At 47.3% G+C, this 13,636-nt stretch carries 12 protein-coding genes; 6 read left to right on the top strand and 6 right to left on the bottom strand.

Translation table 11 applies throughout. The features are described 5' to 3' along the window. Positions 1–600: 600 nt before the first annotated feature. The 5 genes from THEBA_RS11210 to THEBA_RS11230 are packed head-to-tail and all read left to right on the top strand — an operon-like array spanning position 601 to position 6,444. On the top strand, positions 601–1,800 hold the full coding sequence (locus THEBA_RS11210) for an ROK family transcriptional regulator (protein WP_014731639.1): 1,200 nt from the start codon (positions 601–603) through the stop codon (positions 1,798–1,800). After that, positions 1,797–2,723, top strand: a complete 927-nt coding sequence (locus THEBA_RS11215; protein ID WP_014731640.1) for a sugar ABC transporter substrate-binding protein — start codon at positions 1,797–1,799, stop codon at positions 2,721–2,723. The genes THEBA_RS11210 and THEBA_RS11215 overlap by 4 nt, the downstream gene beginning before the upstream one ends. Before the next feature lie 24 nt (positions 2,724–2,747). After that, positions 2,748–3,959 (top strand): hypothetical protein, encoded by a 1,212-nt coding sequence (locus tag THEBA_RS11220; RefSeq protein ID WP_014731641.1) that lies wholly within the window; start codon positions 2,748–2,750, stop codon positions 3,957–3,959. Further along, positions 3,943–5,493, top strand: coding sequence for a sugar ABC transporter ATP-binding protein (locus THEBA_RS11225; protein ID WP_014731642.1), 1,551 nt, complete (start codon positions 3,943–3,945; stop codon positions 5,491–5,493). Before THEBA_RS11220 ends, THEBA_RS11225 begins: the two co-directional genes overlap by 17 nt. Beyond that, positions 5,494–6,444 (top strand): ABC transporter permease, encoded by a 951-nt coding sequence (locus THEBA_RS11230; protein WP_014731643.1) that lies wholly within the window; start codon positions 5,494–5,496, stop codon positions 6,442–6,444. It begins immediately after the preceding gene. Between the two features lie 87 nt (positions 6,445–6,531). Here the strand turns inward: THEBA_RS11230 and THEBA_RS11235 are convergent, their stop codons facing one another. Together THEBA_RS11235 and THEBA_RS11240 are read right to left on the bottom strand one after the other, a co-directional pair. Beyond that, a complete protein-coding gene (locus THEBA_RS11235; protein ID WP_014731644.1) occupies positions 6,532–7,200 on the bottom strand; it encodes a P-II family nitrogen regulator in 669 nt (222 codons plus the stop codon). Next, the gene (locus THEBA_RS11240) at positions 7,193–8,683 is read right to left on the bottom strand and encodes a DUF1538 domain-containing protein (protein WP_014731645.1); all 1,491 of its coding nucleotides are present in this window, start codon (positions 8,681–8,683) and stop codon (positions 7,193–7,195) included. Before THEBA_RS11240 ends, THEBA_RS11235 begins: the two co-directional genes overlap by 8 nt. A 358-nt stretch (positions 8,684–9,041) precedes the next feature. Between THEBA_RS11240 and THEBA_RS11245 the strand changes: the two genes are divergently transcribed. Continuing rightward, positions 9,042–10,067 (top strand): hypothetical protein, encoded by a 1,026-nt coding sequence (locus THEBA_RS11245; RefSeq protein ID WP_014731646.1) that lies wholly within the window; start codon positions 9,042–9,044, stop codon positions 10,065–10,067. 57 nt (positions 10,068–10,124) lie between these two features. On the opposite strand, the gene THEBA_RS11250 is transcribed toward THEBA_RS11245, so the two are convergent. From THEBA_RS11250 to THEBA_RS11265, 4 genes are all read right to left on the bottom strand, one after another. Beyond that, positions 10,125–11,015: an isoaspartyl peptidase/L-asparaginase family protein gene (locus THEBA_RS11250; protein WP_049794062.1), complete on the bottom strand. Its 891-nt coding sequence runs from the start codon at positions 11,013–11,015 to the stop codon at positions 10,125–10,127. A 405-nt stretch (positions 11,016–11,420) separates the two neighbouring features. Then, entirely contained in the window at positions 11,421–11,900 is a 480-nt protein-coding gene (locus THEBA_RS11255) for a DUF7000 family protein (protein WP_041928477.1), read from the bottom strand. Positions 11,901–11,913: 13 nt separating this feature from the next. Continuing rightward, entirely contained in the window at positions 11,914–12,360 is a 447-nt protein-coding gene (locus tag THEBA_RS14990; protein ID WP_014731649.1) for a DUF3795 domain-containing protein, read from the bottom strand. A gap of 195 nt (positions 12,361–12,555) precedes the next feature. Then, positions 12,556–12,780: a hypothetical protein gene (locus THEBA_RS11265; protein ID WP_014731650.1), complete on the bottom strand. Its 225-nt coding sequence runs from the start codon at positions 12,778–12,780 to the stop codon at positions 12,556–12,558. Positions 12,781–13,636 lie beyond the last annotated feature (856 nt).

A 13,636-nucleotide genomic window follows, 5' to 3' on the forward strand; every position in this document is an offset into this window, starting at 1 on the left:
CCAGAAATTCTAGTCATCATACGTATTATGTATGATGTATTATGAGTATACATAATCTCTTTTTTATTTCCGTACTTAATTTCTAGCGATGTCGTCCGATTTCAATTCAATAGGAGTAATTATTTGGATCGTTCTCATTCTCAAGCATTATTAGTCCACAATGAAGAGTCTTTCGAGTTCAGTTTTCGATTCACAGCAAGATTGTTATCTCAAACCGCGGGTCTTGGTTCCAACTAAGATGCAAAACTCACGCTCTCATCTTTAGGTACAAGGATTAGCGAAGATTTGCACAAGGAAAGCGTTGATGGGATTATTTTCGAAGATAGAGAAATCGTCTCTAACATTTCTACCACCTGATTAAGGTTGAAGAGAGAAGAGTGAAAGTGATTAGTTGTCAAATCCTGCTTGTAGGGTCGGCGCCATCGAGCCGGCTTGCTCTTTGGCATTGGCGCTCCGAGGACTATAATTCAATTGAATTAGTTAGTAGTTTTTATTTACCAACTTAGATGATGTCCTTCTCGTATTTCTGAGAGCGATCTCCCTGTTGTCAGTTAGAGAATCGGAGGAGAAGCGAATACTGGAAGGAAGCGGGAGGAAGAAGTGGTATCGAAACTCACTGAGATCAGAACGAGCGAGATTCTGAAGATAATTAGAGAAAGGAAGAGTACTTCTAGAGTCCAAATATCGAAACTGACCGGACTTAGCAAACCGACCATATCTTCGATTGTCAACGATCTGGTTGAAGAGGGTGTTGTAAGAGAGAACGGCCTTGGACAGAGCAAAGCTTCCGGTGGCAGGAAACCTATCAATATCTCTTTCGCAAAAGACTACAGAAACGTACTAAGTGTTGACATAGGCGGAACCAAGACTATATTCGCGATGATCGATCTCGATGGAAATATTCTAAAACGCGACACTATAACCACTGACCTTCTTCGCACCGAGAGGGGCCTGGTAGATGAGTTGAATGAGAGACTCAAGAGTTACATAGAGGAAGTCGGAAAAGAGAAGGTGCTTGGAATCTCTATAGGCATTCCCGGTACTGTAGACAGGACTACACAGAAGATAAAATACATGCCCTCCTTCGATATCGGGAATCTTGATCTCAAGACCCCGATCGAGAAGAGGTTTGGGATTTCAACGCTGATCGAAAACGATGTTACACTTTCCGCCTTCGGTGAGTCATGGATCGGTTCTGCAAGACAGTTCAACGATGTGATTCTGGTTTCAATTGGAACCGGTATCGGCTCAGGTATTGTTATCAATGATTCGGTTTACAGAGGATGCGTCGGTGGAGCCGGTGAAATCGGAGAATTTGTCACCGACTGGTCTACAGAATCGAAGATGAATGAGGGATTTGGGAGACTCGAACAGTGGTTCTCGGGATATGCGCTAGAGTCTTTCTGCAGGAACAACGGCTGGGAATTCAGCGTAAAGGACCTATTCGAGAAGATGGACTCCGATGAAAGAATCCTTGAAAGAATTACGGGAGGCTGCCAACATCTTGCGCTTGCATTTGCCAATGCTATTATGCTTCTCGATCCAGCAAGACTTCTGATAGGAGGTGGTATTGGCTTCAACCAGTATGACCGGATTTTCCCAATAATCGACAGCACTCTGAGGAAGGTTCTTCCGAAAGAGCTTTACAGACCAGATCTACTTGTCAGAGCAGCTCTTGAACCTTACAGTGTTGTCATTGGAGGAGCTTATTTTGCTCAGAAAGAGTTGCTCCTTAAAGAGGTTCTAGGGGGAACTTCAGGATTTTTAATGCAGGACACTACAAGAGGAGGTACTCTATGAGAAAGATTACTGTTCTACTAGCTATGATCTTCGTTCTGATGGCAGGAATTCTCTTTGCGACGGACGTTGCAGTTTTGCTTCCCGGAACCGTTGAATTCTTCAGCGTTCAGAGAGTAGGGTTGGATGCTGCTGCAGAGGAGTTTGGACTGAACCTGATCTATGCCGATGCGGAATGGGATGCGGGCAAACAGCTGTCTCAGGTTGAGAACTTCATCGCAAGAGGTGTTGATCTCGTGTTGCTTTGCGCGGCCGATAACATGGCACTTCGAACTGCGGTAACTCGCTGCGACGAAGCGGGAATTCCATTGATAACATTCACAAACAGTATCGGAACGGATCCAGAAGGCAAGTATCCAGGTGTCATTAGCCACATAGGTCGTTCTGAGATAGGATCAGGGGTTGTTCAGGCGGAATTTGTCGAGAAGCTCTTCGGGAACGCCGACATCGACATAATTCTTATAGAAGGTAATCCCGGTACAACTGCCCAGAGAATGAGAGAAGAGGGTTTTCTCTCTGTCGCTGAAAGAAATCCTTCCTGGAGCATAATTGAGAAGCGTCCTATCGACGGCTGGACAAAGGAAGGAACACTTGCATTCATGGAGGCTTTCCTCCAGAGTGGCAGAAATGTCGACGTCATTGCTTGCCAGTGGTGGTCGGGAGCTATTGCGGCATCGATGGCACTCAAAGAGAGAGGAATCACCGACGTAGTGGTTTTGGGCCTGGAGTATGCGAAAGAGCTCGTTCCTTACATCGAAGCCGGTGACGTTTACGCTTCCACTTATTTCTCGGTTATTGAAGAAGGCTACAAAGCAGTTGAGGCCGCCCATCTGTACCTGACCGGCCAGGAAGTGCCGAAGTTCATTGAGATCCAGCAGGTAATGGTCACAAAGGATAACGTGGCCGATTTCGAACCGGAAATGTAAGAGAAATACGACAGGAGGTCGCTGATGTCTGAAGCAGGTAAGATCAATATCCTCTCACAGCTGTTTCTTAATGAGGAGCTCTCCAAGGATAATTCCAGAAGCCTTACAGAGAGACTTTCGAAGGCGAAGAAGGCAGGACTACAAAAGCTCATTATCTGGTCGGTCCGGCCCGAATATCTTTCCTCGCTTGTTTCGATTTGCAGAGGCGTTGGAATTTCTCCGCATCTCTGGTACCCAATGCTGGCGGACGCGCCAGTAGATTTTGACACGGACGCCTTCAAAATCGTCAGAACGTTAGACGACGGTCGGTCGGAAATCCTGGAGTCCCAAAAGGCGGGCGGTGAGGAGTTTGAATTCCTCTGCCCCAACAAAGTAAGGCAAGAGGAGGCTTTTCTAAGCCGCTTTGAAAAAATCCTTGGCCTTGCCGATTTCGACGGTGTCTTTCTCGACAGGATCCGTTTTCCGTCACCAGCCAACGGGATAGGAGAGATGCTTACCTGCTTCTGCGACACCTGCAAAGAGATGTCGAGCGCAACGGGTTCAGCTTTTGAGGAGGCTGTTCACGGCTTCGTGAAAAAGCTCGGTTCGAAGATTGGAATGGACGAAGTTCTCGAAACTCTCAAAGAGTTTTACAGAATTACCGGGGAATTTCTCGAGTTCAGAAAGTCATCGGTGCTCCAGCTGCTAGCTTCATATGCCGACAGGGCGCGAAACCTGGGTCTTGAAGTGGGGGTGGACCTTTTCTCCCCCTCACTTCGAAACATCGTTTCGCAGGATTACGAGAGGATATCCAGGCATGTGGATTGGATGAAGCCGATGGTTTACTGCAAAACAATGGGGCCGGCCGGACTTCCGATGGAACTTCTCTCTCTGGCAAAGATTCTGGTGGAGCACGCCTCGCGACTTTCGGAGAGAGAAGCGCTCGAGATTATCGGAGAGCTGACCGGCCTTCTGTTGCCTGAAAGCTTTGATGAAATAAGAATGAAAGGCATCGATCAGAAGAACTATGAACTAGAGCTGAATAAGATCGACCAGATGAATCTCAATCCAGTAATTAGGATCTTTCCCGGCTTTGAAGCGGTCAATCTTCCCCCTGTATGTTCGGTAGGTCTGGAGGAAGTCAGGAATTACGTAGATGCAACTCTTAGAAAAGGCCATGATGGGTTTGTTCTCTCCTGGGATATAAGACACATAAGTGATGCGATTCTCGAGTATGTGGGTGATCGCTTTGAATAAAGATACTGTCGGGCCTAGACTGATTCTCGAAGTGAAGGAAATCTCAAAGAGCTTTCCCGGTGTTCAGGCTCTTGACAGGGTAGACATGGATGTGAGAGAGGGGGAGGTTCACGCCCTTCTGGGAGAGAATGGATCGGGAAAGTCGACGCTCACAAAATGCATTGTCGGAGCTTATCAGAAAGATTCCGGGACCATTCTCTATGACGGGAAGGAAACCAGCTTCTCATCTCCAACGGAATCTTTCAGGCAGGGAATAAGCGTCATCTATCAGGAGAGGAGCCTCATTCCCAAATTCACCGTCGAGCAAAACATATTCCTCGGTGACGAGATGCAGGTCTCGGGCCTGCTTTCAGAAAAGAATATGAGAAAGAGATTTCGCAGCCTTTGTGAGTCGTATGGATTTGATCTCTCACCGGACGAGAAGATATTCAGGCTCGGGGTGGCGCAGCAGAAGGTAGTGGAAATCATGAAGGCACTTTCCAGGAATTCGAGGGTAGTGATCATGGACGAGCCGACGGCCTCGCTTTCGAAGGAAGAGTCCGATCATCTCTTCAAGATCATCTCTCAACTCAAAAGCAAGGGAATTTCGATCCTGTATATCACCCATATTTTGGAAGAGGTTTTCAGGATTACCGATAGAATTACTGTCCTTAGAGACGGCAGGAAGGTCTCCACTCTGAATACCGCTGAGACTGACAGAGAAGAGATCGTAAATCTAATGGTCGGTGAAGTCTTTCATGATATCGAAGATATTTCGAGTTCTGCAAACTACGACCTTCCACCGGTCATATCTGTAAAGAACATTCAAAAGTTGCCTAGAGTAAGGGATATCTCATTCGAAGTCTATCCCGGTGAAGTGCTTGGAATTACCGGTCTCACTGGCTCGGGAAAAACGGAGTTGGCCAGGGCGATTTTCGGCGCCGAGAAGGCAGACAGCGGCGAGATAATAGTCGAGGGCAAGAGAGTGAATCTAAGCTCGCCGGTAGATGCAATAAATGCAGGGATAGCGCTAATACCCGAAGACAGGAAATCCGATGGCCTCATTATGCTTTTCGAGGTCTTCAAGAATATCACTCTCCCTTCGATAAGCGATTTCACTGCGATGCCCGGAATGATCCTGACGAAGAGAGAGTATGTTAAAGCGAATGAATACAGGGAAAGACTTAACATCCGGCTTGCTTCGATACATCAGCAGACGAAGTTTCTTAGCGGAGGCAACCAGCAGAAAGTCGTAATTGCAAAATGGCTGCTGACAAATCCGAAATTGCTGGTCATGGACGAGGCGACACAGGGAATCGATGTGAAGGCAAAGAGTGAGATCTACTCGATTGTGAGAGAACTTGCCGAGAACGGCTTCTCCGTTATCTTCATTTCCTCTGAAGTGCCGGAAGTTCGGAGAGTATCCGACAGAATCCTCGTAATCGCAGATGGAGAGGTCGTAGGAGAATTCAAACGCGGAGCTCGCCAGGACGAGATCCTGAAGAAGGCGTTGAGCGGAAAACAAGAGCATCTAGATAATCAGGTGGTGAGTTGAATGTCAGGACCCGCTGTTAAGTCGAAGTTGGCAAGCTTTCTGGGAAAGTACAAAATCATCATAGCATTTTTTGTGTTGGCGCTGGTCATCTCACTTATGACACCCAACTTTCTATCTTGGAGAAACATCATAAACATATTCAGGCAGAGCTCGATAATCGGTATAATGGCTATCGGCTCCACCTTTGTCATTATCGGCGGCGGGTTCGACATCTCGGTCGGTTCACTACTGGCTCTTTCCGCCGCTATGGCGGTTGGACTCCAGTCTTCTATGCACTGGTTTCTCGCCGTGATTGTTGTTTTGCTGGTTGGTGCCGCCTTTGGAGCGGCAAATGGATTCCTTAGCTCGAAGATTCATATCCCGCCAATCATTGCCACTCTGGGAACTATGACGATTATAAGAGGGATCGTCTATATGTATACAGGCGGGTATCCTCTTTATGTCGATTCAGAAGGGTTTGCTTTCATCGGCAACGGCTATATAGGACCGATACCCTTTCCAATAATTCTGCTGCTGATCCTGGTAGCTCTCGGTCAGTTCATTCTTGTCAAGACGAAATTCGGCCGGTACTCCTGTGCGATAGGCGGGAACAAAGAGGCGGCCAGACTCTCGGGAATCAAAGTCGACTTCTACATGACACTGACCTTCGTTGCTGGAGGAGTAATGGCCGCAATGTCGGGAGTTGTCTACGCATCGAGGCTGCTTTCGGTTACGCCTCTTGCCGGTCAGGGCTATGAGCTGGATGCAATAGCTTCTGCAGTAATCGGTGGTACAAGCGTATCTGGGGGGGAAGGTTCAGTCGTGAGAACTCTCATCGGGGCGTTGTTGCTCACGATGATAACCAATGCATTCAACCTGATCGGAATAGATCTTTATGTTCAATATGTGTTCAAAGGACTTGTAATTCTGGCAGCGGTTGGATTCGATTCATTCTACAAGGCCCGTGGTTAGAAGAATCGGCAAGTAGCTTCGACCCATAGATGGGCATACTCGGCTTTCAGGAGCGCGCCTCTTCATCAGTGCATGGTTTAGCTATCTCTACTTGAGGAGGCCATAGGCATCGCCCACGTTTTGAATGAAAATGATTCCCTTACCAGGCTCATCGATTCTTAGCTTCTCTCTTATCTTGTTCACTATTGTCTGTGTCAACTCTTTATTGGAGACGATCATGACGATCTCCTTTTCAGGTTCGATCTCCATTGCGAACAACGTGCTTCTTTCGTGAACGCCGGATCCTCTCGCGTTTATTACCGTTCCACCTTTCGAACCCATCTCGGTAGCGGTATCTATAACTTCCTCGGCCTTTCCCCTGTCAACTATTACTGTAATCAATTGATACATAATCTCTTTTTCACCTCTTCCTTCTTGGAGCGAATTGCATCCCAGTTCTTTTGATCCTTCTACTTCCTGAATGTCTACAGTGAAAGCGATTCCGTGATCCGGGCGATCAAGCATCATTTCTCTGTCAAGAGCTTCGAGCAAGCTCTTGGCATTCCTGTTGTTTGCAACTATCAATACTATTTCCTTTCGGATTTCGTACAGCGCGAAGAAGTTCAATAATCCACTTCTTACAGTGCCCCTCCCCAGCAGAATCGTGCCTCCGCTGATCCCGTTTTCCCTTGCAATTCGAAGCACTTCGCTTCCCTTTCCAAAGTTAACGACCGCATATATCAACTTATACGGACTGATATTCTTATTACTAGCCACTTGACTCAACACCTCTTTTTCTTGTCTTGATCTTGTATATCAACCCCAGTATTTGAAGAGCGATAATGGGTGTCATTGCGACCATAGATATGAGACCGAAAGCGTCAATGAGCACGTTCGCGCCTTCAATTGCGCTCGCGGCACCCTGGGCGAAAGCAATTACAAACGTACCCGTCATAGGTCCAGAGGCAACACCTCCCGCATCGAAAGCAATTCCGACAAAGAGCTTAGGCGAAAAAAACGACAGTAGTATGGAGATGGCATAGCCGGGCAGAAGAAAATGCCAGAGTTGAACCGCCGGTACAGCTATCCTAATCATTGAAAGAGCCACTGCCAGACTAACACCGGCCGATAGGGCGAGAAGAACTATTCTTCTCTTAACGGCACCACTGGTCACATCTTCAATTTGATGAGTCAGAACGTAAACCGAAGGCTCTGCAAGGATTGTGACAAGACCCAGAATCATACCAACTAGAACTAAGATTGACTTGTTTCCCATTGAGGCTATGCCGTATCCGATTTCTCTCCCGACATCCATGAAGCCCCCGTTGACACCTACGAGAAAAATCACCATACCTACAAAAGTGAACACAAGTCCGACAGTTATTTGTCTGAGCACTCTCTTTGAAAGTCTCAGTGAGCTAAACTGAAGCAGCAAGAAGGCCAGCAGTATCGGAAGCAGTGAAAGAAGAACCTCACTGGCGATCCTTGGCATCAAATCGAAGAAGTAACCAAGAATCTCTGAAGATTCCGATGCGAAATAAACAGGGGCAGCTTCCATAGTGTTGTTAGTGGATACTATACCGACGAGAAGCACAGAGATAATTGCTCCGGCGGAGGCAATTCCCAGGAGTCCAAAACTATCATTTTCTGAAGATCTACTATCTCTCTTGAGAACTGATATCCCGGCTGCAAGTGTAAGAATGAATGGAACGGTCATCGCGCCTGTGGTAGCTCCGGAAGCGTCGAAAGAGATCGCAAGTAATTCTCTCGAAGAAAAGAGAGAAAGGATAAGTATTATACCGTAAGACACTGTCATAAGTTTCTTGAGGGCGACATTGAAGACGATTCTTATGAGTCCGAGTGAGAGAAAAACTGCAATGCCAATGGATGCAGTTATAACGACACTCCCGCTAGATAATATACCTGAAGAGACAAGCTCGACCTGAAGCGCGTGTATGTGCAGTGCGGGTTCAGCTATGGATATGAAGAATCCAAGCACAAGACCTGCAACAGCTACTATCCAGAGCTTATTAGTCTTTGCTATGAAGGTACCCATGAAGTTACCGATAGGGCTAATCCCTATACTGACTCCAAAAAGAAACGCAGACAGCCCGACAACAATCAAAAAGGAGCCAATCACAAATCTGAATATTAGAAACCAACTCAACGAGACAAACAGGAAATTGAGCACCAGAACCAGCACCGTAATGGGAAGAACGGCTAACAGCACTTCCTTGAGTTTTTCAAGAAGCAGGTTCATTGATATGCTCACCCTTTCTTCGAGATGCGCTTTTTTGCTTTATGCTGTATCTTCTCTCCGATCGAAGCTCTTCCGTGGACGCCGAGTAGCTATACGTACCTAGGCGTTCAATCACTTCAAAGATCACCAATCCTAGACTGCAATCATTAGCTTTATTATACCTGTTCAGTCACCTCAGGGCAGGTTTACTATCATGCGTCAATCTAAGAAACGAAGAGATGAAGAACAAACTGAAACCCCTTTGACCATTCATCTCAATTATCGATACTTGCTATACGAACTGAGTAAAGTGTAGTATTTCGTAAATAACACCATCGAATTCCGAAGGGCATTTTGTCCTCAATGAACGGAGGTAGAGATGCTAAGAGAGATAATGATTTCCTTTCTTCTCGAAGGAGACGCCTGTGCATCTATAAAATACAGGGTTCAAAAGGAAATCCTAAAAGAGAGTCAGGATACTCTGAATATGAGAGTACTTCATTCGGGAATCCTCGATGATATCAGGGTTAAGAATATAATCGAAAACCAGAAACAAGATGGCTGGCTTGGTGAGAGCTTCCACGGGGAAGACAGTATGGAGGCGTCGATCCGCTTCCTGCTAGAAAGGGGTCTTGGAAGTAATGATGCGGTTATTTCGAGAGCCTTTGAAGCTCTGGAAAGAGACAGCAGCGACTTCCCAAGAGAGTTTAAGAAAGTCGGTAGTGTATTGGACTCAAGGGGTTTCGGAGGATCCGAGTCAATCAGAGCGGCACTCTTTGCTCAGGCAGGACTCGAAGAAAAGGATTTCGTTAGATATGAAGTGGAGAAGGCTCTTGAGGCTTTTGATTTTGTCAGGAGTGCAGGATCGCTTGTGGAGATTACTGAAAGCTTCAATGGAAGGCTTGTTTTCAAGGAAGATGCCATATGGCCGTCAATATATCATCTTCGGCTTCTAGCTTTCGCGAGAGGTTGGAGAAGCGAAGAGGGAAGGAAGACAGTTGCCGGGGCAGTTAAGAGGCTAGCAGAGCTCTCGCCGATCAAACATGCGTTGCTTCGCCACAAATCACAGTTAATAGCACCGGCCTCGGTCTTTATGGACGATTTCAACTCCGATATGGATAAGCTTGATTCGAAGGGGTGGATGATGTGGTTTCACCGGATGGAGCTGCTTGCGAGAATGGGTATTGCAGATGAAGTTCCGGAGATCAAAAGACAGACCGACAGGCTGCGATCAGCACTCCGGAAATCCGGAGCAAAATTTGCGGAGAAGCTCTCTCATCCTTACTTCACTCACTGGAACTCTTATACAGGCTTGGCACTTGAAGAAAACTGGAAATCACCATCCAGGAGAATCAACGATCTTACCTTTAGAAGTCTGCTGATCCTCTATAATGCCGATATGTAAGCCCGAACCTCGGTGAGTGCACTTTGGTTTATATGAGCCCCATCGCTGTCTTCCTGATCAGTCAAACCGGGAATACATTGTGGGCATGAAAAACCCGTTATGGGAGAGACCGGCGTTTCCCTCGGCATCCAGGGCGATCACTCCACATTGGAAGCCCCGTTCAGAACAGATCTCGACAACTCTGTCGCAGGCTTCCTGAACCGCTTGGCCTCCCTCGACGAGCTCGACGAGCTTTCTTGTGACTCCGACTCTAAGTATTCCCTCTCCAAGACCGGTCGCAGAAGCCCCGGCAGATCTGGACGCGAAGGTTCCGGCCCCTATGATGGGAGTATCTCCAACCCTTCCCGGAAAGGCGTGGGCAATTCCCCCGGTCGAAGTCCCGGCGACGATGTGTCCCTTTGAATCGATTGCCACTGCTCCGACAGTAGAGAAGGTTCTCTGTTCAGCCAGAAGTTTGGAGTACTTTCTAACGAATTCTCTATAATCCTCCGGAAGCTTCTCGATTTCTCTATCATCAGTATTTGCATACTGCTCATTCGGGCTTGTCTCTCTGAATCCCATGAGTCTGGCGAATAACTCGGCCCCCTTCCCAGAGAGCATTAGGTGGGGAATTTCCTCCAGAACCTTTCTCGCCACGCTGATGGGATGAGCGAAATTCTTTATTCTGATTACAGCCCCTGCTGCCTCGTTACTATCCATAATTGAGGCATCCATTTCGATTTCTCCTATCATGTTGGCGAAGGAGCCGGAAATGCCCGCATCGAAATGTGGATCGTCCTCAAGTTTCGCGATAACGGACTCAACGGCATCTAAAGCAGAATCGCTTCCTTTCAGCACTTCAAGTCCGATTTCAAAGGCCACGTTCACTCCTTGTGTGCGAAGCTCCATCTCTTTTTGCGGAAGAAATCCTTCATCGCATCCGCCGTGCACGATCAGTGCTCTCTTCAATTGATTACCTCCAGCAAAATCTTCTACTGCCACTCAAGCACAGCTCCTCCCTCGGAGTATCCGATCGACTGCGAATATGGGTTCACCAATCTTTGGGGTTCGTGAGAGTGCCAAAGAGGTTGGAAACTGCAAGCCGGAGCAGTAACAAAAACAAGAGCTCTAGAAAATTCAGATAGCCTTCACTTCGTGTGTCTCAATCTAAGCAAACCGTATAGGCCGTGGCCGGAATGAATGTGCCAGGCTGATCCGAAGACTCCGCGATTTGTGATTCCCGAGACCGAAGCTGGCAGCTTGAGTTTCCGGCACTCAGAGCCAGGAAATCCCTACTACTGCATTCTTTTCGCTTCGTGACGAAATCCAGCCTAATCAGACGGTCTTCGTTCAACTCGGCTCATGATCTGTTGTTTATCGATTGAGCATGAGAGTTACGCTCTCTGCGAACTCGATGGTCTTTCTTTCGATCTCTTTTTTGAGTTCTTCAGGGTTATCGAAATCCGGCCTATCGGAAAGTATTGACTCGAGAATGGAATCGACTCCCGGAGAGACTTGTGACAACTTGTATTGGCCTATATTCTTAAGTCTAAAGAACTCGATGTACTTGGCCTGGACCTTTCTGTTGATTGCACCAAGCCAGACTTCAAATCTGCTCTCTTTGTGCAGATAGACAATCGCGATTTTGAGTTTCCTATCTCTCAAGGCGGTGGGAGAAAATGCAAAATAAGTCATGTCCATATACCCGAAATACAGAGAACCGGTCACATAGTTTGGGTATCTTTCGGTCAAATACGTTCTTAGATCCGACATGAACGACATGATTCCCCTGTAGGCTTCCTGGATGCGCCCTGTGTTCAACTGGTTCGTGTATTCACGGATAAGATCGTTCATAGAGTCCACATTCCTACTCCTCATTCCAGCGGTATTTCTTGTTCTTTCGAAGAGTATCGAGATTGCAGTTCAGGCACAGGCCATTATGACAGCATATGACCCCTCCACATTCAGGGCATCGCCATTTTTCCTCTTCCTTCTTCAAGAACAGATCTATAGAGTTGTCACGAATGAATTCCAGGTTCTCAATCATGCTCATATGATACTTCGTTCGGTAGCGCTTATCCAGTGCCTTAAGTCGTTTACACGGAAAGGCTTTGCACTCAAAGCAGAACCGGACGCTTCCCTTTGCAAGCAATTCGCATTGGTCACCCATATGAGTGCAGTTTTCACCCCTCGGAATACACCCGGGGCAGTACTGTCTGCGAAAGCCTTTTTTCTTTAGATCCTCTTTCATTGACTGGTAATTGATGCACAGGCTGCAATTCATACCGCATGGAGCGATTAACGCCTCTTCCATCGGACACCCCCTCACGACCCGTCAAGAACCCTCATCATTATCCACATCTCTTCTTTATAGTTCGATCATCTTATTCCTTAGTTCCATAATCGGCCTGAAATCTCGCGTCTCTTCAGTCTCCTCTCTCTCTTTTTCTCTAGCGTTCTTAAAAGAACCTGGACGCGTAGCATCAGAATTAGAGCCGCTTTTCTCTCTTCACTTTGGCTTTTTACGTTTTGTTGCCCCCTGCGAAGCAGCATCACTTCCTCGCGCAGCGAGCCTCACTTCCCCGGATGCTACTCCGGGCATCACTTCCTGGGATGTTCTTCCCAGCATCACTTCTGCTCTTACCAGACCCCAGACCCGGCTCTTCCTGGCTCTTGATCTAAATCCCCGCTCGAGCGGTTTGTCATTACCCACATTATTTTTTCTGAAGCTCAATCATCTTATTCCTTAGTTCCATAATCGGCCTGAAATCTTGCGTCTCTTCAGTCTCCCCTCTCTCTTTTTCTCTAGCGTTCTTAAAAGAACCTGGACGCGTAGCATCAGAATTAGAGCCGCTTTTCTCTCTTCACTTTGGCTTCTTACGTTTTGTTGCCCCCTGCGAAGCAGCATCACTTCCTCGCGCAGCGAGCCTCACTTCCCCGGATGCTACTCCGGGCATCACTTCCTGGGATGTTCTTCCCAGCATCACTTCTGCTCTTTCCAGACCCCAGACCCGGCTCTTCCTGGCTCTTGATCTTAAATCCCCGCTTGAGCGGGGGGGACCGCTTGCGGTGGGGTGTGTGCTCTTTGAACAACTTTTAGAATAGGTTGGCCTGTTGGAAATTAAACGATATTAGCTCTTCACGTCATTTGGTCTGTGATCCATGTGTATTCTCCTGCCAGAGACCAAAAACTAACATCGAGCAACCGCTCTCGGAGGACTATTTCGGAGCATCGGCTTTTCTCGTCTACAAAGACCTACACCCTCCGCCACTACGTGGCCCTCCTCCCTCAAGGGAGGATTTGAGATCAGGATCATCAGGAGCCAAATACAAGTTCGCGCATGAACCAGCATATTAGTGGGATTGTGCTCTCTGACTTATGGGTAATGCTGAGGTCATGAACGGGGTTCGTTGAACTACCCGATAAATCTTACCATTTTCATTGTGCTTCTCATCTTGCGTTAGGTCCTTTATCACGACTAAGGTTCTCATTATCGGGAAGCTCAGTTGTAAGTCAGAAGGATTCTCCCCCAGACTTTGCAGCTGCAAGAGCGGATAGAATCTTCAGCGATCGGCATCGATAGGATCTC

Origin of the sequence: Mesotoga prima MesG1.Ag.4.2, assembly GCF_000147715.2 — a bacterium.
Taxonomy (GTDB): Bacteria; Thermotogota; Thermotogae; order Petrotogales; family Kosmotogaceae; genus Mesotoga; species Mesotoga prima.

Bases quoted from the DNA above. Each gene is read 5' to 3' on its own strand.
- THEBA_RS11230 (WP_014731643.1), top strand. From the start codon at position 5,494: ATGTCAGGACCCGCTGTTAAGTCGAAGTTGGCAAGCTTTCTGGGAAAG.
- THEBA_RS11215 (WP_014731640.1), top strand. From the start codon at position 1,797: ATGAGAAAGATTACTGTTCTACTAGCTATGATCTTCGTTCTGATGGCA.
- THEBA_RS11220 (WP_014731641.1), top strand. From the start codon at position 2,748: ATGTCTGAAGCAGGTAAGATCAATATCCTCTCACAGCTGTTTCTTAAT.
- THEBA_RS14990 (WP_014731649.1), bottom strand. From the start codon at position 12,360: ATGGAAGAGGCGTTAATCGCTCCATGCGGTATGAATTGCAGCCTGTGC.
- THEBA_RS11255 (WP_041928477.1), bottom strand. From the start codon at position 11,900: ATGAACGATCTTATCCGTGAATACACGAACCAGTTGAACACAGGGCGC.
- THEBA_RS11240 (WP_014731645.1), bottom strand. From the start codon at position 8,683: ATGAACCTGCTTCTTGAAAAACTCAAGGAAGTGCTGTTAGCCGTTCTT.
- THEBA_RS11245 (WP_014731646.1), top strand. From the start codon at position 9,042: ATGCTAAGAGAGATAATGATTTCCTTTCTTCTCGAAGGAGACGCCTGT.